The organism is Mitsuokella sp. AF33-22 (assembly GCF_003475755.1).
Classification (GTDB): Bacteria; Bacillota; Negativicutes; order Selenomonadales; family Selenomonadaceae; genus Mitsuokella.
In genome coordinates this window covers 1-25,211 of record NZ_QRQA01000014.1, presented here as the reverse complement: position 1 = coordinate 25,211, position 25,211 = coordinate 1, and the positions used below count along the sequence as shown (strand labels likewise).

Sequence of the window (25,211 nt, the reverse complement as noted above, 5' to 3'; positions counted from 1 at the left end):
CCGGTCATTTTGCTTACTCGACCGTGACAGACTTCGCGAGGTTACGCGGTTTGTCGACGTCGCAGCCACGCGTGATGGCAGCGTAGTAAGCGAGGAGCTGCAGCGGCACGACCGTCAGCAGCGGAATCAGGAGTTCATCCGTCTCCGGAACCTTCATGACGTGGTCGACGTACTTCTCAAGCTCCGTATCACCCTCGGCTGCAATGCCGATGACGACGGCGTCACGGGCCTTAACCTCCTTGATGTTCGAAAGGGTCTTCTCGTAAACGCTCTTCTGCGTAGCGAGAGCGATGACCGGGACACCTTCGACAATCAGGGCCAGCGTGCCGTGCTTGAGCTCACCTGCCGCATATGCCTCGGCATGGATGTAGGAAACTTCCTTGAGCTTCAGCGCACCCTCGAGAGCGACATCGTAGTCGAGCGAACGGCCGATGTAGAAAACATCCTCATTGAAGCCGTACTGCTTGGCAAACGTCTTGATCGGCTCGACATCGGAAAGCGTCTCGCTGACCTGAGCCGGGATGTTCTTGAGCTGGCTGATGAGCGACTCGATGCGCTCCGGCGTCTGCGTCTTCTTGATCTGAGCCATGTAGAGGGCCAGCATGAAGAACAGGATGAGCTGCGTCGTATAGGCCTTCGTCGAAGCGACGGCAATCTCCGGGCCAGCCCAGGTGTAGAGGACCTGGTCAGCCTCGCGGGCGATGGAAGAACCGACAACGTTCGTCAGAGCGAGCGTCTTGGCGCCGAGACGCTTCGACTCCTTCATGGCTGCGAGCGTATCACTCGTCTCACCCGACTGGGAAACGGCAATGAACAGCGTGTTCTCATCGACAATCGGGTCGCGATAACGGAACTCGGAAGCGACATCGACTTCGACGACCGTGCGGGCCAGCTTCTCGATGTAGAACTTGCCGACGAGACCGGCATGGTAAGCCGTGCCGCAGGCAACGATGTAAATCTTGTTGAAGGAATTGAGGTAATCCGCATCCCACTTGAGCTCGTCCATGACGATGCTCTTGCCGTCCTTGGCAATGCGCTGGCTCATCGTGTCGCGGACAGCCTTCGGCTGCTCGTGGATTTCCTTGAGCATGAAGTGCTCGTAGCCGCCCTTCTCGGCAGCCTCTGCATTCCAGTTGACCTCGAAGACCTTCTTCGTCACAGGCTCGCCCTGACGATTCGTGATCTTGATGGAGTCCTTCGTGACAACGGCCAGCTCGCCATCGTTGAGGATGTACGTGCGGCGCGTGCGCGAAATGATGGCCGGGATATCGGAAGCGATGAAGTTCTCACCCTCGCCAATGCCGATGACGAGCGGGTTGTCCTGCTTCGTGCAGATGAGCTCGCCCGGGTGCTTCTTGCACATGAATACGAGTGAATAGGAACCTTCGATGCGGCGCAGTACCTCGCGGACGGAGGAAACGAAATCGCCGTTGTAGACTTCCTCGATGAGGTGGGCGACAACTTCCGTATCCGTCTCGGATTTGAAGACATGGCCCTTCTCGATGAGGTCCTCTTTGAGGGACAGGTAGTTCTCGATGATGCCGTTGTGAACGACGACGAAGTCACCGGAGCAGTCCGTATGCGGATGTGCGTTGCGGTCAGACGGACGGCCGTGCGTAGCCCAGCGCGTATGTCCGATGCCCATCGTGCCCTGCGGCATGTTGTCCTTGATCTTGTCGCGCAGTGCAGCCAGTCGGCCGACGCTCTTCTCGACGCGGATCTCCTTGCCGTCGAATACGGCGATGCCAGCCGAGTCGTAACCACGATACTCGAGCTTCGACAGGCCCTCGAGCAGGAATTCTGCTGCCTGCTTGTCACCTACATAACCTACAATACCACACATAATGGAAACCTCCTAACAGGTTCCTGCTGTCGTCCCCTCTTCGTTTTGTCGTCCCGCTTGCACAGGAGTTTTCACGAAGATCTGTCGGCCGGACCGGCCGGAAGGCATCCGCTGATGATTCGACAACCTTCTCCTCGTCCTCTCACGCACCAGGGTGCATGAGAGCAAGCGCTAAATCACGGAAGCTCACGGGAGCTGCCCATGCTTTTTCCTTATACCAGAACAGCAGGTTTTATACTCTGGATTTTCATTTGCCTCACGGCAATAGCTATTGTATCTTATAAATGAAAGAAAGTCAATAAAAAAGCCCCGCGAGGCCATGCCTCGCGGGGCTTCTGTATTGCTTTTGAAAGGCCTGATGCCCTCCCTGTCACCTTCGTGACGGCAGGATTACATCATGCCCGGCATGCCGCCCATGCCCGGTGCAGCCGGTGCCGGAGCTTCTTTTTCCGGCTTGTCGGCAACGAGCGTCTCCGTGGTCAGGACCATGGAAGCGATGGAAGCAGCATTCTGCAGGGCAGAACGCGTTACCTTGGCCGGATCAACGATACCAGCCTTGAGCATGTCAACGTACTCGTTCTTGAGGGCGTTGAAGCCGATGCCCGTACCAGCCTTCTTGACGTTCTCGACAACGACAGAGCCTTCGAGGCCAGCGTTCTGAGCGATCTGGCGAACCGGCTCTTCGATGGCGCGGCGAACGATGTTGACGCCGACCTTCTCATCGCCTTCGACATTCAGTTTGTCGAGTGCCGGCAGGATGTCGAGGAACGTCGTGCCGCCGCCTGCGACGATGCCTTCCTCAACAGCTGCACGCGTAGCGTTCAGGGCATCCTCGATGCGGTACTTCTTGTCCTTCATCTCGACTTCCGTAGCGGCGCCGATCTCGATGACAGCAACACCGCCGGAGAGCTTTGCAAGGCGCTCCTGCAATTTCTCGCGGTCGAAATCGCTCGTCGTCTGGGAAATCTGCTGCTTGATCTGAGCAACGCGCTCGGCAATGGCTTCCTTGTCGCCCTTGCCGCCGATGATCGTCGTCTCATCCTTCGTGGAGACCATCTTATGAGCCTGGCCGAGGTCAGCGAGCGTGACGCTGTCGAGCTTGCGGCCGAGTTCCTCGCTGATGACCGTGCCGCCCGTCAGCGTAGCGATATCCTGCAGCATGGCCTTGCGGCGGTCACCGAAGCCCGGAGCCTTGACAGCGAGGGCCTTGAACGTGCCACGCAGCTTGTTGACGACGATCGTCGTCAGTGCTTCGCCGTCGACATCCTCAGCGATGATGGCGAGCTGCTTGCCAGCCTTGACGACCTGCTCAAGAATCGGCAGGATGTCGTTGATGGCCGAGATCTTGCGGTCCGTGATGAGGATGTACGGATCATCGAGAGCTGCTTCCATCTTGTCCGTATCCGTGACGAGGTACGGGGAGATGTAGCCGCGGTCGAACTGCATGCCTTCCTTGACGGAGAGGTTCGTGCGCATCGTCTTGGACTCTTCAACCGTGATGACGCCGTCCTTGCCGACCTTCTCCATGGCCTCAGCGATCAGCTTGCCCGTCTCTTCGTTAGCGGAAGAAATCGTAGCGACCTGAGCGATGTCAGCCTGGCCTTCAACCTTCTTGGACTTTGCCTTGATCTCCTCAACGAGTGCCTTGACGGCTTCGTCAATGCCCTTCTTGATGATCATCGGGTTGGCACCGGCAGCGACGTTCTTCATGCCTTCGTGAATCATGGCCTGTGCGAGGAGCGTTGCCGTCGTCGTGCCATCGCCGGCGATGTCGTTCGTCTTCGTGGCGACTTCCTTGACGAGCTGTGCGCCCATGTTCTCAAACGGATCTTCGAGCTCGATGTCGCGCGCAATCGTGACACCATCGTTCGTGATCGTCGGAGCGCCGAACTTCTTGTCGAGAACGACGTTGCGGCCCTTCGGTCCAAGCGTTACCTTTACTGCATTAGCCAGTGCATCAACACCGCGGCCGAGTGCGCGGCGTGCTTCTTCGTCAAACAGGATCTGTTTTGCCATTTATGATTACCTCCGAAAAATCTATGTTCTGCAATTCCGGCCGAGTCGCGATCAGATGACTGCGAGGATGTCGCTCTCGCGGACAATCAGATAATCCTTGCCGTCAACCTTAACTTCCGAGCCCGAATATTTGGAGAAGATGACGCCATCGCCAACCTTGACTTCCATGGCTGCGCGCTCGCCATTATCGAGCAGCTTGCCAGTGCCAACAGCAACGACCGTGCCCTTCTGCGGCTTCTCTTTCGCCGTGTCCGGCAGCACAATGCCGCTGGCCGTCTTTACATCGCTTTCTGCAACTTCGATGACAACTCTTTCGCCCAATGGCTTAATCATAGGTATCTTCCTCCTATAAAATGAATTTACATAATCATGCTGTTAGCACTCACCAGTCCCGAGTGCTAACTACAGTTTTTATATTAACCCCTCTAAGTCAAAATGTCAATATCATTTCCTAAAAAAGTCAAAAAAACAAAACCTCCTGCCGCGCACATGCAAAAGAGGGCTGCGTCAGGGCAGCCCTCTCAAGAGTCCGGATATGGCAAAATCAAACGAGAATCAGATGACCCAGTTGTTCGGCGCCATCATCGAATTCAGCATGGTATGATGCAGGATGGTCTCGGCAATCTGCTGCGCATCCCTGCCATCTTGTCCGGCAGCAAGCGATGCATACGGCTGAGCCGCCTCCGGCAGGGCAGCATCCTTCGGCAGCACGAGCAGGACGATAAGGCCGGCCTGCAAGAGATGCGCGAGCGTCCGCCCGTAGTCCTCACCCTCTGTCGGGGCGTAGAGATACGTGTGGCGGCCGTTGCGCACGAGGTAATACTCCGCTTCTTCCACGGCCTCAATCGACGTGCCGTCAAGGCCCGGCTGGAAGGCCACGGCCAGCGGCCTCTGCCAGTTCAGCGCGCTGCGCAGCTGCGGATTGGCCGCGAGATGGCGCCTGCCTTCGCCCGAGACGATCTCGCGCACGACGCCGCAGGCTGCCGTCATATTGCTGATGCGGTCGATGAGGATGAGCTCGCCCTGCGTGCGGTGATGCTCGAAGAGGTCGATGACGATGGGTTCCGTCACGGCGATCTCACAGACGGCAATCTCGTTCTTGTGGAGCGTATCGGCCTCGACATGCTCGCCCGTGTTGATATCAATGCGGTAGTCGATCTTCGTCAGGATGCCCGGGATTTTTTTCGTGCCGAGCAGGACGAGGAAGTTCTTGCCGATGGAAAGCGGCACATCGTCCATCCAGAGAATCTCCGTCTTGAAATTGGCAGCGAGCTGCACACCGCTCGCCTTCTCGAGCACGCAGCCGCGCGATACGTCGACTTCGCGGTTGAGCTGGATCGTGACGGGCTGGCCTTTTTGCGCCGTCTCGACCGTGCGGTCGGCCACGAGGATTTTCCTGACCTGAGCCGTTTCGCCGCTCGGACGCGACGTGACGGTATCGCCCACCGCGATGCTGCCGCTCTCAATCTGACCCTGGAAGCCGCGGAATTCGTGATTGGGACGGCAGACGCGCTGCACGGGCATGTAGAAGCCCTCTTCTTCGACGGCGCTCACATCGACCTGTTCGAGATACGGCAGCAGCGCCGGGCCGTCATACCACGCCATATGCGGCGAACGCTGCGTGATGTTGTCACCTTCCGTGGCCGATACGGGGATGACTTGGACACTGTGAAGGCCGAGTTCCCGCTGGAGCTCTGCGATCTGTGCCTCGATTTCCCGGAAACGCGCCTCATCATAAGCGGCCAGATCCATCTTGTTGACGGCGAAGACGAAGTAGCGGATGCCCATGAGCGCGCAGATGCGGGCATGGCGGCGCGTCTGCGTCAGGACGCCCTGCGTCGCATCGATGAGGATGATGGCGAGGTCGGCAAACGAGGCACCGCAGGCCATGTTGCGCGTGTATTCCTCATGGCCCGGCGTATCGGCGCAGATGAAGCTGCGGTTATCCGTCGTGAAGTAGCGGTATGCCACATCGATCGTGATGCCCTGCTCGCGCTCGGCGAGCAGTCCGTCGAGGAGCAGAGAGTAGTCGATGGCGCCGCCGCGGCTGCCGACCTTGGAGTCGAGCAGCAGGGCTTCCTCCTGATCCGCATAAATGAGCTTGGCATCGTATAAGAGATGACCGATCAGCGTGGACTTGCCGTCGTCAACGCTGCCGCAGGTGATGAATTTGAGTAAATCGTTCATATCAGAAATAACCCTCCCGTTTCCGGCGCTCCATGCTGCCGGCTCCCTCATGATCGATGACGCGGCTCGTGCGCTCCGATTCGACGGCGCCGAGCGTTTCCTCGACAATCGCGTCGAGCGTATCGGCTTCCGATTCGACGGCGCCCGTCAGCGGATAGCAGCCGAGCGTGCGGAAGCGCACCTTCTTGTGCTGGATGTCCTCCGGCTTGAGGCCGAGCTTCTCAACGATGCGGTCGTCGTCAATCATGATGAGATTCCCGTCGCGCTCGATGACCGGGCGTTCCTTGGCAAAATACAGCGAAACGATGTCGAGCTTCTCGCGGCGGATATACTGCCAGATATCCTTCTCCGTCCAGTTGGAAAGCGGGAACACGCGGATGCTCTCGCCCTTTTTGATCTCGGCATTGTAGAGCTTCCACATCTCGGGGCGCTGGTTCTTCGGGTCCCAGGCCTGTGCCGCGTTGCGGAACGAGAAGACGCGTTCCTTCGCGCGGGACTTCTCCTCGTCGCGGCGGCCGCCGCCAAACGCGGCCGTGAAACCGTATTTCGTCAGTGCCTGCTTGAGTGCCTGCGTCTTCATGATATCCGTATACGAAGCACCGTAATCGAAGGGATTGACGCCGGCCTTCAGGCCCTCTTCATTCTTGTACTCGATCATCTCGAGGCCGTATTCCCTGGCCTGCGCATCGCGGAAGGCGATCATCTCGTGGAATTTCCAGGTCGTGTTGATATGCAGGAACGGGAAGGGCGGTTTCTCCGGATAAAAGGCTTTGAGTGCGAGATGCATCATGACCGTGCTGTCCTTGCCGATGGAATAAAGCATCACCGGCTTCTCACATTCGGCCGCCACCTCGCGGATGATGTAAATGGCCTCGGCCTCCAGGGCATCGAGGTGCGATAATTTTCCCATATGAATGACTCCTTATTGATTCTGTAATCGCTTCAGTACCGGTTGGCATTCTGCCGGTCGATGGTGATGACGGTATCGGCCCTGCCGGGCTGCTCGATGCGCCAGTGGTAAAAATGCCCCTCGCGCTCGATGCGCAGCGTGCCGCCGCTGCCGCCGATGTCCGCGCCCAGGAAGTAGCCGATGGCACTCACGGGACATTCCTTCATGCAGGCCGTACAGCCCCAGCAGTCCTCCACTGCGCGGATTTCCGCCTTGCCATTTGACGAGAGCCGCAGCAGATTGCCGGGGCAGGCCTCCGTGCAGCGGCCGCAGCCGATGCAGCGTTCTTCATGGATGCGTATGCTCATAATGACCTCCCTTGACCAGCGGCCGGTACAGGATCTCAAAATCTCTGTCCTTCCACCTCGAATTGACGTAGCAGAGCCCGTTAGGCGACTGCTCCGGATGATCGGCATTCTCGCCGAACGTATGCCAGCGCGTTTCCCTGCGTGCGAGCAGATGCGCGATGAGGGCCCGGCAGACTGTCAGCCGCTCGCGCAGCTCATAAATCTTCATGAGCTCGTACATGTCGTCGGCATGCAGGGCCGGCAGCAGCGTCTCGAGATGACGGATTTTCTCTGCTGCCAGCTGCAGGCGGCTCTCGTTGTAGCGGTAATCCGTGCGGATGCCGCCGGCGTATTCATCCATGATTTTCTGCATCGCTTCTTCAAGCTGCAGTGACGTGAGACTGCCCGCTGCCTGCCGAAAATACTGCTCGTACTCCGCCGTGCGGTCAGGGCCTTCTGCCTGTATCAGCGCCTCTGCCTCCGCGAGATACGCGGCGATGGACTGTGCGGCGATGCGGCCCTCGGCCAGCGCCCCCGTCACGTATTTCTGCGGCGCGCCGCCCGCCACATCGCCCGCGGCGAAGAGGCCCGGAATCGTGCTCGCGCGGCCCGTATCAACCCAGTAGCCGCTGGCCGTGTGACCGCCCACGAGATAAGGCTCCGTGCCCTCAACCTCGACGGGCTGCTCCTTCGGCCCCCTGCCGTTTTCCACCCATTTGAGCGTCTGCGCCGGTGCCATGTTGAGATACGCATGGTAGAGGTCCTGCTGCTGCTCGTCGCTGATGTGACGCGTATCGAGGTAGCACGGGCCGTTGCCCCTGCGGTTCTCCTCGACCGTGCCGTAGATGCGCTCCGGTGTCGTCAGGCCGTATTTCGTCTCGTAGATCTCGCCCCTGGCATTGACCTGCTTCGCGCCGACGCCCTGCGCAATCGTGCCGGTCGGCGCAATCGTATCCTTGCAGCGCAGCGCCACGAAGCGATGCTCAAAGGTTGTCATCTCGGCCCCGGCCCGGATGCCCATCGCAAAGCCCGCACCGGTGTTGAACGGCGGATACCACATCTTGTGGCGTGAGAAGCCCGGATTGTTCGGCCGGTAAAGCCCGGCGGCACCGCCCGTCGCCACGAGCACGGCGCGTGCCGTGATCTCATAGGCCACGGGCTCCCGCACGGAAAAGCCCCAGGCCCCCGTGACGCGGCGCTTTCCCGCCGTGTCCTGCTGGACCTTGAGGTCCGTGATATTCACATGGTTGAGGACCGTCACATTTTTCTGCCTGCGCACCTCCCCGGCAAGCAGCGGCTTGATGTTCTCACCGTTGATCTTGACGTTGCGCCAGCCGCGCGTCACGTAGCGGCCTTCCGCATCCTTCAGGATGACGAGACCCAGCCGCTCGAGATCCTCCGTGACCGCATTGACATCTTCCGCCAGCGTCAGCATGAGATCGTCGCGGATGATGCCTTCCGCATCCCGACGCGCATACTCGACGTAATCCGCCGGCGTATGACCGCCCGATATATAGGCATTGAGGGCATTGACGCCGGCAGCCAGGCAGCCGCTGCGCTCGATATTGGCCTTTTCGGCAACGAGCACGGCAAGCTCCGGCTTCCTGCCGAGCTGCATGGCCGCATAGCAGCCCGCCGTACCGCCGCCGATAATGAGGACATCGGCCGTAAGGCGCCGCCTCTCCATCTGTACAGGTTCCATGAACATCTCTCCTAAAATCCAGTTTCAACACATTGTTGCGATGCCTGCCGCTTTCGCAGGGCCTGAATCAAATCAGGGCCAGTACCAGGCCGCTGCCGGCGGCAAGAGCCATGGGCAGGGCCAGCGACGAGCGGCGGTAATGGATGGCATAGAGGCAAATCGCAGCAAGAACGAGGGTAAAGAGCAGCACGAGTCCCGAAGAGAGGGAAAGGCTGCTGCCTGCCGCAAGATTCGTGCGCAGCATCGAGAGTGCCACATTCAGGAGCAGGCCGCTGATGATGGGCCGCACCCAGAGGCTGATCTGACGGAAGACGGGCACATCGTGGAACGTGCGCAAGAGACGCGCGGCCAGGCCGAAGATCAGGCCCGAGGCTGCCACGCTCACGGCAAAGCCGGCCAGCGCCAGCAAAAAGCCGCCCATGATGCCGCTCCAGCGCATACCCGCAAGATACCCGATGCCCGTCAGGATCTTGCAGAGAATGGAGCCCGGCAGCGCATTGGCCACGGGCACGAGCTGCCCGTAAAAATCGGGCGCCTCCGTCGTGCCGCCCTGCACGAAAATGCCATCGGCAATCGTCAGATAGGCATCGCCGCCACCAAACGAAAGCAGTGAGGAAAGAAAGCCTTGCCCGAGATACGTGAGGCTGTCCGGCACGAGCATCAGGGCCGGCACGGAAAGCATGGCCGCGAAGAAAAGCCAGATCACGATTTCCCGCAGCGTCTCCGCCCAGAATTTCCGGCTGTCAATTTTCTCGCCGCCGGCGCGAAAGCTCTGCAGCAGGCCCCGCAGACCGAGTACCGCCATCAGGAAAATGGCAAGGTGCTCCAGGAAGGGTGAGGCAAACAGCTCCATATGGCTGCCGCTCAGGAGATAGAGCATGGTGACAAGCCCAGCCGTCACCCCCCTGCCCCGCGAAAAGCCGCTGCCAAGGAAGGAAATCAGGAAGAACGCCAGGCCCAGAACCGACAGCACCGACAGATTGAAGATGGGCGCGATTGGCAGACCGAGCAATGCGTAGAGATTCTTCTCCGAGGAGAGCAGGAACACCGCCGCCATAACGAGGCACATCGCGCGGAAAATCTCACCGCCCGCCTGCTCGGCAGCTGCGAGCGATTTGAGAACATAGGCCACGAGCAGGCTGATGATGAAGGCGCCGAGGCCAACCGATACGTAGCGGATACCCGAGATGGCCGCTCCCTGCTCGCCGGTCAGGACCGAGAGGATCAGTACCGTCAGCAGGGCGCCCGGCAGGGCCATCATCGAGGCGGCGAGCAGCATACCCGGGAAACCGCCGATCCTTTGACCGATGCCGGCCGCGATCTCAACGGGCAGTGCGCCCGGCGTGATGCAGGCTGCAATCACGTCTTCTTCGTAGTCGCGCTTCGACACAAGCCGCCCGCGCTGCACGACCTCCGCCTCAATGACGGGAATCAGCGCATTGCCGCCGCCAAAGCCGATGGCTCCGATGCGCAGCATGCTGCCGGCCAGACGCACGAGCCTGCCGTATTCATGGCGCACACCTTGCACGGCCTGTCCTGCCTGCAGGAAAATCTGCTCCACTGCCCTCACCCTTTCCAAGAAAATCAAGCGACCAGCATCTGACATAAAAAAGGAGGTCCTAAGACCACAGTTCATCCCTGTGATCTTAGAACCTCCATGCATTGGTCAGTTCTTTTCAAACGATGTATTTATCATAAACGAAATAACATAGTTTGTCAATATGTAAATATTACTTTTCGTAAGCCTTGAGCTCTGCCTCTACGAGGTCGTAGAGCTTGCTGCCTTTTTCGATGCCCGTGAAGTGCGTCAGAGCCTCTTCATAGCCATGCTCCTTGACATAAGCCTGTACCTCGACGGCTTCCTTATCGCCCTCATAATCAAAGTGCAAGGCGGCGGCGATGACCTTTGCGAGCGCTGCCGGCGTCTTGCCCTGTGCGATGAGCTGCGTGGCCGGGCTCACGAGGCGGTCCTTGGCACCGAGTTTGCGTTTCGGGCCGCGGGCCACGCGCGTGACCTCATCGGAAAGATGCGGGTTTGCGAAGCGTTTTTCCGTCGTCTCGATGTATTTCTGATGGGCAGCCGGATCGAAACCATATTTCTCGATGAGCATGCTGCCCGTCTCACCCCAGACCTTGCGGACAAAAGCGACGATTTCCGGATCCTGCATGGCACTGTAGATGTCCTTGATGCCCTTCTGGTACGCGAGATAAGCGATGGAAGCATGACCCGTATTGACCGTGAAGAGCTTGCGCTCGATGTAAGCCTGCAGGTTGTCGACCCAGGTCAGGCCTTTGATTTCCGGAACTTCGCCCTTGGCCTGCGTGCGGTTGACGTCCCACTCACAGTACGGCTCAACCTGTACGAGCAGCGGCTCTTCGTTGTGCTGCAGCGGCACGATGCGGTCAACGGCAGCATCCGGGAAGCCGATGTACTTGTCGACAAGCGGCTTGGCCTCGCCCGAGAGATGCTCGTAGACGAAATTCTTGAGCACCGTCGAACCGCCGACCATGTTCTCGCAGGCGATGATATTGAGCGGCGTCGTATTCTCCTTGACGCGACGCTCAAGGCCCTTGGCAATATTCGGTGCGATAAACTTCAGGATGTTCGGTCCGATGGCCGTCGTGACGATATCGGCATGCACGATGGCTGCGAGCAGATCCTCAAGGTTCGTATTGCTGTTGATGGCCTTGACATGCTCGACATGGATCGTCTGCGGCTCATCGCCTACGATCTGGATGTTGTAGGCTTTCTTGGCGTTGATCGTCTCAACCAGCTCTTCATTGACGTCGACAAACGTCACTTCATAGCCGGACTGGACGAGCAGCTCACCGATAAAACCGCGGCCGATATTGCCTGCACCAAAATGAATTGCCTGTTTCATGATTCTGAGTCCTCCTATATCTCACACGGGCCACCGGCCGGAAGAGCCGGCCGGGAACCTGCGTGAATGTCTCAATCAACCTTCGTGAATACGTTGTAAAGGACGTTCGGGTCCTTCGTCGTGTAGAGTTCATGCAGCTGTTCATCGCTGTACTCATCCATCGTCGTGGCGAGGTTGGCGAGGATGGCCAGATGGTCATTGCCACGGCCTGCAATGCCGATGATGAGGTATGCTTTGTCATCGCCGAACTGAACACCTTCCGGATACTGCAGGACGACGATGCCGGACTTCTTGACGCTGTCCTTGACGGCATTCTCGCCATGCGGGATGGCAATGCCCTTGCCGATGTAGGTCGTGATATCCTTCTCGCGGTTCAGCATGCCCTGGATGTACGGCGTATCGACATAGCCGCCCTTGACGAGCAGCTCGCCAGCCGTCTTGATGGCTTCTTCCTTGGATACGCTCTTGAGGCCGACCTTGACGTTTTCTTTCGTCAGGATGCCTTCCTTGAGCGTTTCCTCTGCAGCCGGCGCATCGCTCTTCGCGACGCCTTCACCCTTGAGGCGGGCCGATACGATATCATAGACGTTGTTCTGCGTGAAATCCTTGACCCAGATGTGCTCGGCCTGCGGGCTGTCTTCGAGCGCGCGCTCCGCGAGCTTCTCATGGGAAACGACGAGCTGGGCATCCTTCGGGATGTTGCCGATGGCGCAGTTCGTGACCGAGATATCCGTGTAACCGTCTTTCTTGAGCTTCTTGCGCAGGGCAGCAGCGCCGAGAGCCGAGGAGCCCATGCCGGCGTCGCAGGCATAGACGATGCGTTTGAGTTCTGCACCGGAGACCTTCTTTTCGTCAGCTGGCAGATCCTTGCCGCGATTCTTCATCTCGACCATGGATTCGCGGGCAGCTTCGAGGGATTCATCGTTGCCATCATCGTGCGAACCCTTGATGAAGATGGAAGCAACGGCACAGGAAACAGCAGTGGCGACGAGGAAATCCGCGATGTTCGCGAGGAACGCGCCTTTCGGCGTCATGGCGAGCACGGCGAGAATGGAGCCCGGGGAAGCCGGAGCAATGAGGCCGCCGCCCAGGAGGTTCAGCGTGAAGACGCCGCTCATGCCGCCGGCGATGACGGCGAGAACGAGGATCGGCTTCATGAGGATGTACGGGAAATAGATTTCGTGAATACCACCGAGTACATGAATGATCATGGCACCAGGCGTGGACTCCTTGGCCATGCCTTTGCCGAAGAACCAGTAAGCGAGCAGGACACCGAAGCCAGGGCCCGGGTTTGCCTCGAGCAGGAAGAACATCGATTTGCCGTACTGCTCAGCCTGCTGGATGCCCAGCGGGGAAAGGACGCCGTGGTTGATGGCGTTGTTGAGGAAGAGGACCTTTGCCGGCTCGATGATGATGGAAGCGAGCGGCAAGAGGCCCATAGCGACGATGCCTTCGACACCGGCACGCAGGACTGCGTTGGCTGCGAGGACAACCGGGCCGATGGCCGCAAAGGCCAGGATGGCGAGGATACCGCCGATGATGCCGGCCGAGAAGTTGTTGATGAGCATCTCGAAGCCCGTCGGAATATGGTCTTCGATGGCCTTATCGAACTTCTTGATGACCCAGCCGCCGAGCGGACCCATGATCATGGCGCCGAGGAACATCGGGATGTCGGAACCAGCGATGACGCCGGACGTCGCGATGGCACCGAGGACACCGCCGCGATGGCCGTAGATGGCAGCACCGCCGCTATAGCCGAGCAGCAGCGGGATGAGCCATTTGCTCATCGGCGCACCGACCTGTGCGAGGTATTCGTTCGGACACCAGCCTGTCGGAATGAACAGGGCCGTCAAGAGGCCCCATGCGATGAATGCGCCAATGTTCGGCAGGACCATGCCGGAGAGGAAGCGGCCAAACTTCTGCATGGCTTCCTGAGCGCCTTCTTTGTTTTGATTGCTCATAAGAATCTCCTTCCATACAAGTACCTATTATGACAACACATCAAATATAAAATATAAAACCTAAGCATTCTGAGTGCCGAGGAGCTCCTGGTATTTCTTTTGATAAAAGTCCTTGAAGATGGTTTCGAGCTCCTGGTAGATATCGTGGGGATTGCCCTCGTTGAGGATTTCGATGAGTCCCCAGCGTTCGAGCAGTGCCGCGGATACGGCACCGATGGTTTCAAGCGCCTCGCGGCTGCTGTCCTCAGGACCCAGCATGACGATGGCCGTGCGGACGAGCTCACCGTCCTTCGCCGGGTACTGCACCGGCACCCGCAGATGCAGGATGCCGAAGAGCAGCGACGGTGCAAAGTGCGTGCGTGCGTGCAGCAGGACCATGGCGTTGCCGCGCAGGATGGTCTCGCCCTCCGCCTCGCGGGCGAGCAGCGCCGAAGCGATGCCTGCCCGGGCCTCGGGCTCCTCACTGGCCGCACAGGCGGCAGCGCGGCAGATATCCTGGATGGCCGGCATCTTTTCCTCAATCGCCCGACTGAAGAAATTCTGCAGGAGTTCCTGGATAGCCTTTGTGTAGGCAGCCATCTGGCGCAAGGCCTCGGGGAACGGCACGGCTTTCTTCTGCGGCAGTGCCTCGCGCAGGCGGACGGCCTTCTTCTGCTGATGCAGGATTTCTTCATCGATGCGGCGCTTGTCCGCCTTGTCGAGCAGCGGCGTCGTGACGACGACCGGCAACGGCGACCACGGGATCGGCACCGTCGAGATGACGAAGTCTGCGTGATGGCTCCTGGCGTATTCCGCATTGATCTGCAGCGCAGAGACGAGGTCGACAATCTCAAGCTCGTCGTATGACTGCTTGAGGCCGCTCGCCAGCATGCGGCTCGTGCCCATGCCGGTCTGGCAGGCCACGATGACGCGCAGGCGCTGCGGCGTCACGGCGTGATGTTCCGTGAGAGCCGCGCCGAGATGCATTGCAATGTAGGCAATTTCCGCATCCGGCAGCTTCTCTCCGAGTTCCTCTTCGAGCGGCTCGACGGATTTGCGTGCGAGCTCCATGTACTGTGGATACGTCGTGCGCATCTCCTTCAACAGCGGATTCCGGATATCCATGTGCATGCGCAGACGGCTGATGGACGGACCCAGATGATTGACGAGCCCCAGCAGCAGTTCCTTGTTGCCAAGAAGCCTGCTGCCCGTCTCCTGCTCTGCGCGCTTCATGATGGAGCGCGCCATGCGCACGAGATGAAAATTGTCGACCACCGAAGTCATGTGGTCGTCGTCCGTGCGGTAAAGGCTCCGCGCCCCCAGGAGATGCATCGTGATGTAGCCGATCTCATCTTCGGGGACCGTGATGTCAAACCGCAGGGCCATGCGCCGGGAGAGCTCCGTCGCCACCTGGTATTCCCGCCGTCCGCGCAGGGCGGCAAGCGTTTCGGCATCGATGTGGATGTCTTCCTGCTTGCGCATGCGCTGAACAGCGAGCGACAGATGAACGACGAGGCCGATGAACGCCGTGTCGGAAAGGTGATGCGGCAGGCCACTTTCCATCTCGTGAACCATCGTTTCCAATTCGTGAACGATGTGTTCATCCACGAGATTCAGCAGATACTGGTCGGCCGCGCTTCCCTTCTCACCGCCCTGCAGCTGATCGTGCACAAGGCACAACAGCTGTTCCTCATTGAGATTCGCATAGATGAGTTCGACGAGTGCACGGCGGATATCCTGTTCGCTGCCCTTGACGTAGGCCCCGAGTCCCGGGCGCCTGACGAGCAGCAGGTGGCGTTCCTGAAACCATGACTCGAGCTTGTCGAGATCATGGCTGACGGTGCCGTCCGTCACGCGCAGCATATTCGCGAGCGCGAAGAGCTTGATGGGCTCCGTCGTCCGCAGGAGCTGACCGGCCAGGATGATCTGCCGCTGCTGCGGCGTGTAGGCGGAAAACTCCGTCTGCATGGCATTCTGACGAAGCTCTTCAAGCTGAGCGTCATTACCTGCAATCCTGAGCCCCGCCCCCGTCTTGCGCACGAGTTCCAGGCCATATGCCTTGAGCATCATCTCCACTTTCGGGAGCTCGCGCGAAATCGTCTTGCTGCTGACGCCGAGCTCTTTGGCAATCGTTCCGGCTGTCACCGTATCGCCGCCTGCCAGCAGGCACTGGATGATGGCGATGGTGCGAGCACTTGTCTTCATGTTGCAGCCTCCTATGTACACTGGGAAGCCTTTTGGGTTCCTTCAACTTAAGTTACTTTTATTATAGCGGATACCCCGCCCGGAAACAATCAAAAGACATTTCGTTTCGTCCGAATTCGTTTTGGACAAAATTAAAGAACCCCTGTCAAGTCCTTATTTGGCAAGGGGTTCAAAATGTCCAGAACGGATTTCTTATTTAGTATTGCTGTGCTTACAGGCGTGCAAGAGCCGTCAAACTTTGCCACCGGCCGCCTTGACGATGGCCTCGGCCACTTCCTTAACAGTCAGCCGCTTCATCATCGCATACTGCTGGATGCGTCGGTAGGCTTCTGGCTCCGACAGGTGGTGAGCCGCCATGAGGATGCCCTTGGCGCGGTCGAGCGTCTTGCGCATGGCCAGCGAGTCCCTGAGACCAGCGAGTTCCTGTTCGAGTCCCTGCATCTCCTGCCAGCGCGACAGCGCGATTTCGATGGCGGGGAACAGGTTGTTTTCCTGCACGGGTTTGACAAGGTAGCCGAGCACGCCAGAATCCTTGGCCTTCTCGACGATTTCCGGCTGGCTGAAGGCCGTCAGCAGCAGGACGGGTGCCAGCTTCTCCTCGGCGATCTTGCCCGCCGCCGTGATGCCGTCCATCTGCGGCATCTTGATGTCCATGATGACGAGGTCCGGGCGGTGCTGACGTGTGAGTTCCACGGCCTTGCGCCCGTCGATGGCCTCACCGACAACCTCATGACCGGCCTCTTCCAGCATCTCCCGAAGGTCCATGCGAATGATGGATTCATTATCTGCGATGACGAATCTGAGTTTCTCCTGCTTTGCCATTGTCACACTTCCTGTCCATTCATCAGTATCTGTTTATTTATATCGTTCTGTCATTCATCAGTGGGGTTCGGCTGCGCCTTCGGCAGGTAAAGCCGGGCATGTGTGCCATGTCCTCTGCCCTTTTCATCATTTTCCAGCACGAACGTGCCGCCGAGGTCCCCCTCCACGAGCGTGCGCACGATGGAAAGTCCCAGAGACTTGCGCGGCCGCTTGGCAAAATCATCCGGCAGCCCGATGCCGTCGTCGTAAAAGTCGAGCTGCCAGTGATCCGGCGCCTCCTCGACAGCAAGGCCGATGAGCCCTTCCGTGCGCCCCGTGAATGCATGTTCCATCGCATTGAGCACGAGCTCATTCAAGACGAGCGCCACCGAGCTCGCACACTTCGAGGGCAGGATCAGCCGCGGCCCCTTGAACTCCGTATGGATCGTGAAGTGGCGGTCGGTCATGTTGCGCGCCGCCAGCTCGAAGATATGCTCCATGACCTCCTGCACGTCGATATCCTCACTGCCCTGCTGGGAAAGGTACTCGTGAACGACGGAAATCGAAAGGATGCGGTTGACGCTCTCCTGCAGCGCGGCCTTGACGTCCTCCGACTTCGAGCGGCGGGCCTGCAGCCGCAGCAGGCTTGCAATCGTCTGCAGATTGTTCTTGACGCGATGGTGGATCTCCTGGATGACGGCGGACTTGATGCGGATTTCCTTGTCCTTGGCCCGCGTATCCGTCACATCGGACAGGATGACGATGCGCATCTTCGTCGCGCCGCCTTCCTGGATGACAATCTCGCGTCGGATGAGGATGAGTCCGCCCGCCGTAATCTCCTTCTGCCAGGGCCGGTCGCGCTCAACCGTCTCGCGCATGACGTGCTGCGTGAGCTGCCGGTCGAAGAGATGACAGCCGCGCAGGCTGCCGACACCGAGCACCCGGTAGATGCGCTGGGCCGCCGCATCGGCAAAGACAATGCGGCTGTGCGCGTCCGTCAGGATGATGCCGTCGCGCGCCGTGATGGGATGAAACTGCTCGGGGTCGAGCGAGCGTCTGGCATATTGGAGCACCATGACGGCTGCCTCCAGGAGATGCAGGTAGCCGTCAATCGAGAGCTTGTCGGCATCGACTTCAAAGTTCAGCACACCGATGACCTTGTCGCCGTCGTGTATGCCAAACGTGTACATGTCGATCATCGAGCCGTAATTCCACTCGCGCTTGCCGCGGCCCGGCCGCCCGGTGCGGAAGGTATCCTCCACCATGGGTTCCTCGATGCAGCGCACAATCCTGCCCACGCCTTCCGGCTTGCCCGGCATATAGATGGTATGCGGACGCTCCTGCGCGATGAGCAGGAACGAATCCTGCTGTCTGGCGCGCACATAGACCTTGAGTTCTCCGTGGGCAAGATCGGCCACAAACGGAAAAACCACCGACATGCGCATCAAAAGACTGATCTGCATAACCGAAAGCATAGTATACCGCCGGCACAGTAAAGCAATATCTTCCATGTTACACGCCCCTTCATTCCATAAACATTTGTCCTATAGTATAGCAGAAAACGTTTAATTTTGTAACAACAAAATGTTAATTTTATAAAAAAAGTGGTTGCTGTATCAAGTATTTCCTTGATACCAGCAACCTTATCCATCATCCTGTATTTATTTTTCTTCCAATCCCAGCCCCGGAACGGCATTGAGATACAAATCGCTGAACTCCCCGTTCTTTGCCTGATAGTAGCCGCGGCAGGCAATCATCGCCGCATTGTCCGTGCAGAGGACGCGGCTCGGGTAGTGGAATTTCACGCCCGTGGCAGCTGCGCGCTCGCGCAGCCTTGCCTCAAGACCGCTGTTGGCCGCTACGCCGCCGGCCAGCACGAGCGTATCGCGGCCCGCCTCTTTCACGGCAGCAAAAGCCTTGCCGACGAGCACCTCAACGACTGAGTGCTGGAAGGACGCAGCGATATCCGCCTTGCGCAGCTCATGCCCCTTCATCTTCTCACTGTTGATGTAGTTGAGCACGGCCGACTTGAGGCCGCTGAAGCTGAATTCATAATTTCCCTTCTCCTCGAGAGCCCGCGGGAAATCGATGGCCAGCGGATCGCCGTCCTTGGCCAGGGCATCGATGCGCGGGCCGCCCGGATACGGCAGCCCCATGACGCGGGCAATCTTGTCAAAGGCCTCGCCGGCCGCATCGTCGCGCGTCTGCCCCATCAGATGGAAGCGGTTGTAGTCACGGACATCGACGAGCGCCGTATGACCGCCCGAAACGACGAGTGCCATGAACGGCGGCTCGAGTTCCGGCGAGGACAGGAAATTCGCGAAGATATGGCCTTCCAGATGATTGACGCCGATGAGCGGCTTGTCGAGGGCGAAGGCCAGGGACTTCGCCGCCGAAACACCGACGAGCAGCGCACCGACAAGCCCCGGGCCATACGTCACGGCCACCTGGTCGATATCCCGCAGTGTCACGCCCGCCTGCCGGATGGCCTCATCGATGACCGGCATGATGTTGACGATGTGCTTGCGCGAAGCAATTTCCGGCACGACGCCGCCAAATTTCTGATGAATGGGAATCTGGGTCGAGATGATATTCGACAGGATGGTCCGCCCGCCGCGCAGCACGGCTGCCGACGTCTCATCGCAGCTCGACTCGATCCCTAAAGTCAGGATTTCCTTTTCCAAAATAATCTCTCCTCATCGCTGCACTCAGCCAGAACAGCGATCACAATTTCGTGTTCCACATGATGATGGCATCCTCGCCGTTGTCATGATAATAGCCGCGCCGCACGCCGGCCTCCTCAAAGCCATACCTGGCATAGAGCGCACGGGCCGGCGCATTCGACGGGCGCACCTCGAGCGTCATGGCCGTAACACCGCGCGCCTTGACCGCCTCGATGACAGCCGCCATGAGCCGCGTGCCCACCCCCTGTCCGCGGTACGCGGGCAGGATGGCCACATTCGTAATCTGGGCCTCCTCAAACGAGATCCAGCAGCCCGCATAGCCGATGACGCGGGTTCCGTCAAGCGCCAGCGTATAGCTCGTGTTCTCATTGGCCGCTTCTCGCCAGAACGATTCACGCGACCACGGGATGGCAAAGCAGGCCTTCTCGACAAGCTCCACGGCATCGGCATCATCCGGCACCATCTCACGGAAATGCAAGTCAAGCGGCGCACTCATTTCGCCGCCTCTGGATGACGCTTCTCCCAGAGGACCTCCGCCTCACTGCGGCGGATGTACATGGGCTCCATATCCATGATGTTGTCGCGGCGGCCGGCGGCAAGCTCCGCCAGTCCCAGCGCCGCCACGCAGGCAGCGCGCGGCATGACAAGGTACGGCGGCGCAACGGTTACACCGGCTGGCAGCTCCATACGCCCGCGGATGCGGCGGGCCGCCACGTCGCCGAGCAGCACCGTCGGTTTTCCCGTCTCGCCGCAGGCCGCAACGATCTCCTTGACCGGCAGGACCGTGACGTCCTGCTTCGTGACGAGCTCGCCCTTCTCCCATTCGTAACTTTCAACATAGGCATTGCCCTTCTGAGCATCGAGCAGGCTGACGATGCGCACGCCCGGCACCGGATAATGGTACGCCAGTGCCTTGAGAGTTGAAACGCCGACAATCGGCAGATCGAGTGCATACGCCATGGCCTTGGCCGCTGCCAAGCCGATGCGCAGCCCCGTGAACGAGCCCGGACCGATGCTGACAGCCAGGCCCTCGAGCTCTTCCTTCTTGACCGAGGCCATCCTGAGCACCTGCTCGATATGCGGCATCAGTGTCTCGGAATGCGTCAGGCGTGCCTGCATCGTGAGTTCGGCCGACAGTTTATCAGCCGAAGCAACCGCCACACTCGACACCTGCGTCGCCGTATCAATGGCTAAGATAGACAAATGACTCCAACTCCTTTATGAACTCCTGATTGCGCTCTCCCACGCTGGCGAACGTGAAGCGGCGCTTTGTGCTTTCCGTCCCCATGCGCTCGATGCGCACCTCGACGTAATCCTCCGGCATGCACTGCGGGAATTTATCGGGCCATTCGATGACCACGATGCCCTCAGGATCTTCTGTATATTCGTAGAAACCGATGTCTTCCAGCTCATCCTCCGTCTCCAGACGGTAGAGGTCGAAATGGTAGATGGGGCAAATCCCTTCATATACATTCATGAGATTGAACGTCGGGCTTGTCACCTCGCCCTCAACCCCCAGCGTATGCGCAAGGCTCTGGACAAAGAGTGTCTTGCCGGCGCCAAGGTCGCCTTCAAGTCCCAGCACGGTCCCCTCCCTGATTTTCTGTCCGACCAGCTCGGCCAAATGGGCAGTCTCCTCGGGAGAATTCGTAGTACAGGTAAACATGTCGCTTATAATCTCTCCTATTTATTAAAGAACGAAACACCTCAATGATAAAAATCATTCGAATCTAATTTATCATTATATCACGACACAGGAAAGTAGCCTAGTCCCAATTGCCGTTCTCTCTAAATTAGATAATTATTATCCGTTAATAATTTATTTGATAAAATGTGTATCGTGTAGATTTAAAGAGAATAATGGAGTATTTTACATATAATCTTCTTAAATCACATTATACCGGTATTTCTATTTCCTCCGCTATGCCGTATAATCAAAGCATAGCAAGTGAGCAACACCAGATGAACAAAAAAGAATCTGGTACCCATTAACTAGTAATCATGTGTGTATCTATATTTTAGGAGGTTTTTGACTATGAAAAAGTTTGTTTGCACGGTTTGCGGTTATGTTTATGAAGGCGAAGCAGCTCCGGCTGAGTGCCCGATCTGCCATGCACCGGCTTCCAAGTTCGTGGAGCAGAGCGGTGAGCTGACGTTCGCGGATGAGCATCGCGTCGGCGTTGCCAAGGACGTTGATCCGCGCATCATCGAGGGTCTCCGCCAGAACTTCACGGGCGAGTGCTCCGAAGTCGGCATGTACCTCGCTATGAGCCGTCAGGCAGACCGCGAAGGCTATCCGGAGATTGCTGAGGCTTACAAGCGCTATGCATTCGAAGAGGCTGAGCATGCTTCCAAGTTCGCAGAGCTCCTCGGCGAAGTCCTCACGGACAGCACGAAGAAGAACCTCACGATGCGTATCGATGCAGAGCACGGCGCTTGCGCTGGCAAGAAAGAGCTCGCAACGCTCGCAAAACAGCTTGGCCTCGATGCTGTTCATGACACGGTTCATGAGATGGCAAAGGACGAAGCTCGTCATGGCCGCGCATTCAAGGGCCTGTTTGACCGTTACTTCGGCAAATAATCCAACACAGGATACCAATCATCCAAAGACATACACATATCCCGGAAGAGGACGTCACGATGTGGCGTCTTCTTTTTTCATACAAAACACCTGTTGTATAAAAATTCCTGCTTCCTGTATATGATGTATACTTCAAAAAACATCCTGTCCCTATTGAAAAAACAGGTAAAAAGTTTTATACTGACGTTGTCTTTAGGAATTGCAACGGAGCAAGCCGCAGGGGTTTGCTCCGTTTCGCCTATGACGAGAAGATTTTTTTAGATTCATCTACAGGAAGGGTTGTGTTATGAGAAGCTTTATCCTCAACGAAAACGAAATGAACGAATTGGCCAGGAAGCAGCCGACACCATTCATGGTGCTCTCCCTCGACAAGGTCGAGGAGAATTACCACTTACTCTCCAGGCATCTGCCGAGGGCCAAGACCTGCTACGCCGTCAAGGCCAATCCGCACGACGGCATCCTGAAGCGTCTGGCCGCTCTCGGCTCGCACTTCGATGTGGCCTCGGCCGGCGAGATGGAGATGCTCGAAGCCGCCGGCATCACGGGCGACCGCATGATTTACGCGAACCCCGTGCGCGACCGCCGCGGGCTTGAGACAGCCGCGCGCCTCGGCATCCGCCGCTTCACCTTCGACGATGCCAGTGAAATCCCAAAACTTGCAAAATTCGTTCCCGGTGCCGACGTACTCGTGCGCATCCAGGTCCACAACCAGAAAGCACTTGTGGACCTCAATACGAAATTCGGCGCACCCGTGCATGAAGCTCTGCCTCTGCTGCAGGCGGCGGAGCGGGCCGGACTCCACGCAGCAGGCATCTGCTTTCATGTGGGCAGTCAGTCCCTTTCGACGGCAGCCTACGAAGAAGCCCTGCTCGTTGCCCGGCGTCTTTTCGATGAGGCTGAAGCCCTCCATATGCATCTTACCGACCTTGATATCGGCGGCGGTTTCCCCATCCCGGCGGCAGACGGACTCTCCGTCAACCTCGCCGCGATGATGGAAGCCATCAACCGCCAGCTTGACCGCCTCTTCCCGGATACGCAGGTCTGGACGGAGCCGGGCCGTTATCTCTGCGGCACGGCCATGAACCTTGTCGCCTCAGTCATCGGCACGAAACGGCGCGGACAGACGCCCTGGTACATCCTCGACGAAGGCATCTACGGCGTTTTCTCGGGCATCCTCTTCGATCACTGGACGTATCCCCTGCACTGCTTCGGACACGGGAAAAAAGTTCCCTCCATATTTGCCGGTCCGAGCTGTGACGGTATCGACGTGCTCTACCGCGATTTCCAGGCTCCAACGCTTGCGATTGGCGACAAGGTGCTCGTGAGCGACATGGGCGCCTATACGACGGTATCGGCCACACGCTTCAACGGCTTCGCGCTTGCCCCTGTCCTCGTCTATGAAGAGCAGGACGAGCTCTTCACCGAGCGCCGGCAGAGCGAATCCAAGGGAGAAGAAAAACGTCTCGTCTCACTGTCTTGAGCCAGACCATCCGTCCATCAGAAAAACCATAGACAAAGTATGCTAAACGTGATACCGTAAGATCAAAAAAGAAAACCTCTGGAGAAGTGATCTCTGGAGGTTTCTTCTATCTAATATGCAGCAAATAAACTGAGGTGATGATTTGAAACACCGTTATCAATTTTATTGGATTCTCTGGGGATTCGGCGAGCTCTCAGGACTCGGCCAGTGGCTGCTCCTGCGCTGGGCACTGCCAATACCTGCCGGCTGGCTGCTGCTGATGATGCTCGTGCTGCCCTTTGTCTACCTGGTACCGAACATCCTCGCCCGCCATCTGCCGCTCGTTATGACGCGATGCCTGGCCAGGATCGGCGGTTATTGGTTCGTCTACGGCTATTACGCGACGATACTGCTGGTGCCGGCGTTTATCGTCTGGCTCATCTGCCTGCTCCACCCCTTCGGCCTCACCCTTGCCTGGTGGCATGGCGTCTTCGCCGTTTTCTACGGACGGGGCATGCTCTTGGTCATCCTGATGCTGCTCTTCATCGGCGCCCGGCGCGCGCGTCATCCCATCGTGCACAGCGTGCAGCTGACGACGACAAAGCCGATTGAACGCGATTTCTCCGTGGCCTTTGCGAGCGACATCCATCTGGGCGCCGTACTCGGTGCCCCGTTTGCACGCAAACTGCGCGACGATCTCATGGCCCTGCAGCCGGATCTCGTACTGCTCGGCGGTGACCTCATCGACGGGAACCTCGAATACGTGCTCTGGGACAAGAGTTTCGCCGGCTTCGATGGCCTCAAGGCCCCATGGGGTGTCTACGCCGTCTTCGGCAACCACGACACGTACGGGCTGGATCTCCGGAAAGAACAGCATCGCTTGTTTTCATACGGCATCCGCTGCCTGCGCGGCCAGACGGCACGCCTGGCCGCCGGCGTCACACTTACGGGCATGGAAGACTATATGATTGCCCCGCATGCGGAATTCCCGCAGCTTGACGAAGAGGACTTCCACATCGTCATGGAACATGAACCCCTGCGCATCGAACAGGCCGCCTCCCGCGGCGCCAGCCTCTATTTCGCCGGCCATACCCACGCCGGCCAGTTCTGGCCCAACCGCATGGTCACCCGGCGCATCTTCGCGCTCGACTACGGAGCAGCCTTCTTCGGCTCCCTGCTGGCCATCGTCTCCAGCGGCTACGGCGCCTGGGGACAGCTCTTCCGCCTGGGCCCCGCCCCCGAAATCGTCCTGGTCCACGTCAAGCGGCAAGCACAAACCAGAAGAACTGGGGGTTCCCCAATATAATACACAGCAAAAATCCCGGCGTACTGCTCATGCGCCGGGATTTTTGTGCCTGTGGGCATATGTCGGACTGACGCAACAGCGGAATACCTGCTTCAAATTGGATATTCTGCCAGCTCGACCAGATTCCCGTCGGGGTCTCTGAGATAAACGCTCCTCATCTCGTCGCGTGCACCATACCGTGTCACGGGGCCAAGTTCAACTGGATAGCCCCTGCTCTCGATTTCCTCTTTCGCTTTGTTCAGACTCCCATCGAGAATCAGGCACAGGTCGAGACTTCCGTAAGTCGGATGTTCTGCGGCCGGAAGGAACTCTGCCTTTCTCGTGTGGATGGTCAACTACCCGCGACTGAAGTCGCGAGCTTGAGGGAAT

Annotated in this window: 20 protein-coding genes; 3 read left to right on the top strand and 17 right to left on the bottom strand. The window is 58.4% G+C overall.

Annotation, left to right across the window (positions count from 1 at the left end):
- Positions 1 to 13: 13 nt before the first annotated feature.
- The 17 genes from glmS to tsaE form a co-directional block, all read right to left on the bottom strand.
- Positions 14 to 1,843, bottom strand: coding sequence for a glutamine--fructose-6-phosphate transaminase (isomerizing) (gene glmS / locus DWZ54_RS09470; protein ID WP_118015273.1), 1,830 nt, complete (start codon positions 1,841 to 1,843; stop codon positions 14 to 16).
- 390 nt (positions 1,844 to 2,233) lie between these two features.
- Positions 2,234 to 3,859 carry a chaperonin GroEL gene (gene groL / locus DWZ54_RS09465; RefSeq protein WP_118015272.1) on the bottom strand — a complete coding sequence of 542 codons (1,626 nt, stop codon included), beginning with the start codon at positions 3,857 to 3,859 and terminating at the stop codon, positions 2,234 to 2,236.
- 51 nt (positions 3,860 to 3,910) lie between these two features.
- Positions 3,911 to 4,192 (bottom strand): co-chaperone GroES, encoded by a 282-nt coding sequence (gene groES / locus DWZ54_RS09460; RefSeq protein ID WP_118015271.1) that lies wholly within the window; start codon positions 4,190 to 4,192, stop codon positions 3,911 to 3,913.
- Positions 4,193 to 4,414: 222 nt separating this feature from the next.
- Positions 4,415 to 6,046, bottom strand: a complete 1,632-nt coding sequence (locus tag DWZ54_RS09455; RefSeq protein WP_118475831.1) for a sulfate adenylyltransferase subunit 1 — start codon at positions 6,044 to 6,046, stop codon at positions 4,415 to 4,417.
- 1 nt (position 6,047) lies between these two features.
- Positions 6,048 to 6,956, bottom strand: a complete 909-nt coding sequence (gene cysD / locus DWZ54_RS09450; RefSeq protein WP_118015269.1) for a sulfate adenylyltransferase subunit CysD — start codon at positions 6,954 to 6,956, stop codon at positions 6,048 to 6,050.
- Positions 6,957 to 6,988: 32 nt separating this feature from the next.
- The gene (locus DWZ54_RS09445) at positions 6,989 to 7,303 is read right to left on the bottom strand and encodes a ferredoxin family protein (protein WP_118015268.1); all 315 of its coding nucleotides are present in this window, start codon (positions 7,301 to 7,303) and stop codon (positions 6,989 to 6,991) included.
- Complete coding sequence (locus tag DWZ54_RS09440; protein ID WP_118475829.1) at positions 7,284 to 8,984, bottom strand: adenylyl-sulfate reductase subunit alpha; 1,701 nt, start codon at positions 8,982 to 8,984, stop codon at positions 7,284 to 7,286. Before DWZ54_RS09440 ends, DWZ54_RS09445 begins: the two co-directional genes overlap by 20 nt.
- 67 nt (positions 8,985 to 9,051) lie before the next feature.
- Positions 9,052 to 10,545: a chromate transporter gene (locus tag DWZ54_RS09435; protein WP_158573645.1), complete on the bottom strand. Its 1,494-nt coding sequence runs from the start codon at positions 10,543 to 10,545 to the stop codon at positions 9,052 to 9,054.
- A gap of 169 nt (positions 10,546 to 10,714) precedes the next feature.
- Positions 10,715 to 11,866, bottom strand: a complete 1,152-nt coding sequence (locus DWZ54_RS09430; RefSeq protein ID WP_118475825.1) for a mannitol-1-phosphate 5-dehydrogenase — start codon at positions 11,864 to 11,866, stop codon at positions 10,715 to 10,717.
- A gap of 71 nt (positions 11,867 to 11,937) precedes the next feature.
- Positions 11,938 to 13,827, bottom strand: a complete 1,890-nt coding sequence (locus tag DWZ54_RS09425) for a PTS mannitol transporter subunit IICBA (RefSeq protein ID WP_118475823.1) — start codon at positions 13,825 to 13,827, stop codon at positions 11,938 to 11,940.
- Positions 13,828 to 13,887: 60 nt separating this feature from the next.
- A complete protein-coding gene (locus DWZ54_RS09420) occupies positions 13,888 to 16,011 on the bottom strand; it encodes a BglG family transcription antiterminator (protein ID WP_118475821.1) in 2,124 nt (707 codons plus the stop codon).
- Positions 16,012 to 16,242: 231 nt separating this feature from the next.
- Positions 16,243 to 16,833, bottom strand: a complete 591-nt coding sequence (locus tag DWZ54_RS09415; RefSeq protein ID WP_118015262.1) for an ANTAR domain-containing response regulator — start codon at positions 16,831 to 16,833, stop codon at positions 16,243 to 16,245.
- Positions 16,834 to 16,883: 50 nt separating this feature from the next.
- Positions 16,884 to 18,323 carry a sensor histidine kinase gene (locus tag DWZ54_RS09410; protein ID WP_118475819.1) on the bottom strand — a complete coding sequence of 480 codons (1,440 nt, stop codon included), beginning with the start codon at positions 18,321 to 18,323 and terminating at the stop codon, positions 16,884 to 16,886.
- A 150-nt stretch (positions 18,324 to 18,473) separates the two neighbouring features.
- Positions 18,474 to 19,496 (bottom strand): tRNA (adenosine(37)-N6)-threonylcarbamoyltransferase complex transferase subunit TsaD, encoded by a 1,023-nt coding sequence (gene tsaD, locus DWZ54_RS09405; protein ID WP_118475817.1) that lies wholly within the window; start codon positions 19,494 to 19,496, stop codon positions 18,474 to 18,476.
- 40 nt (positions 19,497 to 19,536) lie between these two features.
- A complete protein-coding gene (gene rimI / locus DWZ54_RS09400) occupies positions 19,537 to 19,992 on the bottom strand; it encodes a ribosomal protein S18-alanine N-acetyltransferase (protein ID WP_118475815.1) in 456 nt (151 codons plus the stop codon).
- The gene (gene tsaB, locus DWZ54_RS09395) at positions 19,989 to 20,699 is read right to left on the bottom strand and encodes a tRNA (adenosine(37)-N6)-threonylcarbamoyltransferase complex dimerization subunit type 1 TsaB (RefSeq protein WP_118475813.1); all 711 of its coding nucleotides are present in this window, start codon (positions 20,697 to 20,699) and stop codon (positions 19,989 to 19,991) included. The genes rimI and tsaB overlap by 4 nt, the downstream gene beginning before the upstream one ends.
- A complete protein-coding gene (gene tsaE, locus DWZ54_RS09390) occupies positions 20,680 to 21,162 on the bottom strand; it encodes a tRNA (adenosine(37)-N6)-threonylcarbamoyltransferase complex ATPase subunit type 1 TsaE (protein ID WP_118016350.1) in 483 nt (160 codons plus the stop codon). The genes tsaB and tsaE overlap by 20 nt, the downstream gene beginning before the upstream one ends.
- Before the next feature lie 369 nt (positions 21,163 to 21,531).
- Here tsaE and DWZ54_RS09385 point away from each other — a divergent pair, with 369 nt between their 5' ends.
- The 3 genes from DWZ54_RS09385 to DWZ54_RS09375 all read left to right on the top strand — a co-directional run bounded on the left by DWZ54_RS09385 (position 21,532) and on the right by DWZ54_RS09375 (position 24,842).
- On the top strand, positions 21,532 to 22,077 hold the full coding sequence (locus tag DWZ54_RS09385) for an NADH peroxidase (RefSeq protein ID WP_118016351.1): 546 nt from the start codon (positions 21,532 to 21,534) through the stop codon (positions 22,075 to 22,077).
- A gap of 286 nt (positions 22,078 to 22,363) precedes the next feature.
- Entirely contained in the window at positions 22,364 to 23,557 is a 1,194-nt protein-coding gene (locus DWZ54_RS09380; RefSeq protein ID WP_118475811.1) for a type III PLP-dependent enzyme, read from the top strand.
- A 142-nt stretch (positions 23,558 to 23,699) separates the two neighbouring features.
- Positions 23,700 to 24,842, top strand: coding sequence for a metallophosphoesterase (locus DWZ54_RS09375; RefSeq protein ID WP_118475809.1), 1,143 nt, complete (start codon positions 23,700 to 23,702; stop codon positions 24,840 to 24,842).
- Positions 24,843 to 25,211 lie beyond the last annotated feature (369 nt).

Bases quoted from the DNA above. Each gene is read 5' to 3' on its own strand.
- glmS (WP_118015273.1), bottom strand. From the start codon at position 1,843: ATGTGTGGTATTGTAGGTTATGTAGGTGACAAGCAGGCAGCAGAATTC.
- groL (WP_118015272.1), bottom strand. From the start codon at position 3,859: ATGGCAAAACAGATCCTGTTTGACGAAGAAGCACGCCGCGCACTCGGC.
- groES (WP_118015271.1), bottom strand. From the start codon at position 4,192: ATGATTAAGCCATTGGGCGAAAGAGTTGTCATCGAAGTTGCAGAAAGC.
- DWZ54_RS09455 (WP_118475831.1), bottom strand. From the start codon at position 6,046: ATGAACGATTTACTCAAATTCATCACCTGCGGCAGCGTTGACGACGGC.
- cysD (WP_118015269.1), bottom strand. From the start codon at position 6,956: ATGGGAAAATTATCGCACCTCGATGCCCTGGAGGCCGAGGCCATTTAC.
- DWZ54_RS09445 (WP_118015268.1), bottom strand. From the start codon at position 7,303: ATGAGCATACGCATCCATGAAGAACGCTGCATCGGCTGCGGCCGCTGC.
- DWZ54_RS09440 (WP_118475829.1), bottom strand. From the start codon at position 8,984: ATGGAACCTGTACAGATGGAGAGGCGGCGCCTTACGGCCGATGTCCTC.
- DWZ54_RS09430 (WP_118475825.1), bottom strand. From the start codon at position 11,866: ATGAAACAGGCAATTCATTTTGGTGCAGGCAATATCGGCCGCGGTTTT.
- DWZ54_RS09425 (WP_118475823.1), bottom strand. From the start codon at position 13,827: ATGAGCAATCAAAACAAAGAAGGCGCTCAGGAAGCCATGCAGAAGTTT.
- DWZ54_RS09420 (WP_118475821.1), bottom strand. From the start codon at position 16,011: ATGAAGACAAGTGCTCGCACCATCGCCATCATCCAGTGCCTGCTGGCA.
- DWZ54_RS09415 (WP_118015262.1), bottom strand. From the start codon at position 16,833: ATGGCAAAGCAGGAGAAACTCAGATTCGTCATCGCAGATAATGAATCC.
- DWZ54_RS09410 (WP_118475819.1), bottom strand. From the start codon at position 18,323: ATGGAAGATATTGCTTTACTGTGCCGGCGGTATACTATGCTTTCGGTT.
- rimI (WP_118475815.1), bottom strand. From the start codon at position 19,992: ATGAGTGCGCCGCTTGACTTGCATTTCCGTGAGATGGTGCCGGATGAT.
- tsaE (WP_118016350.1), bottom strand. From the start codon at position 21,162: ATGTTTACCTGTACTACGAATTCTCCCGAGGAGACTGCCCATTTGGCC.
- DWZ54_RS09385 (WP_118016351.1), top strand. From the start codon at position 21,532: ATGAAAAAGTTTGTTTGCACGGTTTGCGGTTATGTTTATGAAGGCGAA.
- DWZ54_RS09380 (WP_118475811.1), top strand. From the start codon at position 22,364: ATGAGAAGCTTTATCCTCAACGAAAACGAAATGAACGAATTGGCCAGG.